Origin of the sequence: Paraburkholderia sp. J7 (genome assembly GCF_905220155.1) — a bacterium.
Lineage (GTDB): Bacteria > Pseudomonadota > Gammaproteobacteria > Burkholderiales > Burkholderiaceae > Paraburkholderia.
Genome location: NZ_CAJMYZ010000067.1, coordinates 1 through 1,650, shown reverse-complemented (window position 1 = coordinate 1,650; position 1,650 = coordinate 1). Strand labels below are relative to the sequence as shown.

The following is a 1,650-nucleotide window of genomic DNA, read 5'->3' as shown; positions in this document are numbered from 1 at the left end:
ATGTAGGAGCTATATCCTAATGTCGTGTTCTGGCTATTTACAGATGTCGTGTTTTTGACCACTGGCATGCTAACCGGCTCGTGCGAACTGCGGAGCCAGCCATGCGACCAGGCGAACTGGTGACACTGACGATGCAAGAGCTTGACCGACTCAAGGTGATCCAGGCGGTGGCCGAGACGGGTTTGAAGCCCGGGCGCGCCGCCGAACGGCTGGGTCTGAGCGTGCGCCAGGTTGAGCGACTGGTGATCCGCTATCGCGAACACGGACCCGCGGGGGTGGCTTCGGGCCGGCGCGGACGGCCAGGCAACCGGAAGCTCGACGAAGGCCTGGCGTTGCGCGCGCTGGCACTGATCCGCGAACGCTACGCCGATTTTGGCCCGACGCTGGCGTGCGAGAAGCTCGCTGAATGTCATGGCATCCGGCTCGCGAAGGAAACGGTCAGGAAGCTGATGGCAGACGCCGGGCTATGGATTCCACGCGCGCAGCGTCCGCCGAAGGTCTACCAGCCCCGTGCGCGCCGCGCGTGCCTGGGCGAACTGATCCAGATCGACGGCAGCGACCATCGCTGGTTCGAGGAGCGCGCGCCGGCCTGCACGCTGCTGGTGTACGTGGACGACGCGACGAGCCGCCTGATGCACCTGCACTTCACGGCCACGGAGTCGACCTTCAGCTATTTCGAGGCCACGCGTGCGTACCTGGAGCGTCACGGCAAGCCGGTGGCGCTGTACAGCGACCGCGCCAGCGTGTTTCGCAGTGTCAGCGCCGGCAAGACCGGGCGCAGCGTGACGCACTTCGGGCGCGCGATGTACGAGCTGAACATTGACACGTTCTGCGCGAACTCCAGCCCGGCCAAGGGCCGCGTGGAGCGTGCGCACCTGACGTTGCAGGACCGTCTGGTGAAGGAGATGCGGCTGCGCGGCATCAGCACGCTGGCTGAAGCGAATGCCTGGGCGCCCTCCTTCATGGCGAGCTACAACGCCCGCTTTGCGAAGCCACCGAAGAGCGGCTTCGACGCCCACCGGCCGCTGCGCGCCGACGAGAATCTCGATCTGCTGATGACCTGGCGCGAGACGCGGCGGGTGACAAATGCGCTGACGGTGCAGTACGACCGCGTGATGTACCTGCTCGACGATACGCCGCAGAACCGCAAGCTGGTTCACCGCTACATCGAGGTGTGGGAGTACCCGGACGGACGCATCGAGATCCGTGCTGACGGCCAGCCGCTGCCGTACCGCGAGTATGACCGCCTGACCGAGGTGGACCAGGGTGCGGTGATCGAGCACAAGCGTCTGGCGCACGCGCTCTCGGTGGCGCAGGCCCTGCAGGCGCAGCGCGACGACCGGCGAGCTTCGGGCTCGCCCTCGCGCACGAACCGTGGCGTCGAGGTACGCCGGGCTGAACGGGTGCCGGGCACGAAGAAGACGCGCGAATTCACGCAGGCGGACATGGACGCGGTGATCGTGAAGCTGGCACGGGCGGCAAAGCCAGATTCAAAGTCTGGCCGTCGGTCTGCCAGGGCTCGCTGAATGAACACAGGCGCCCTGCTGCTTCAACCCGTGCTCTTCAACAATACGGGCGAACAGAACCATGAAAGAGATGCGACATCTGTAAATGGCTGGCCGTACGACATCTGTATCTGGCCACGACATT

General features: G+C 65.2%; 1 protein-coding gene. It reads left to right on the top strand.

The annotated features are described in order from the left end of the window. Window positions 1-101 precede the first annotated feature (101 nt). On the top strand, window positions 102-1,526 hold the full coding sequence (locus U5A58_RS40325) for an ISNCY family transposase (protein WP_321965445.1): 1,425 nt from the start codon (window positions 102-104) through the stop codon (window positions 1,524-1,526). Window positions 1,527-1,650: the final 124 nt, after the last annotated feature.

What these genes read in the sequence shown, in the direction of transcription:
- U5A58_RS40325 (WP_321965445.1), top strand. Translation starts at nt 102, where the DNA reads ATGCGACCAGGCGAACTGGTGACACTGACGATGCAAGAGCTTGACCGA.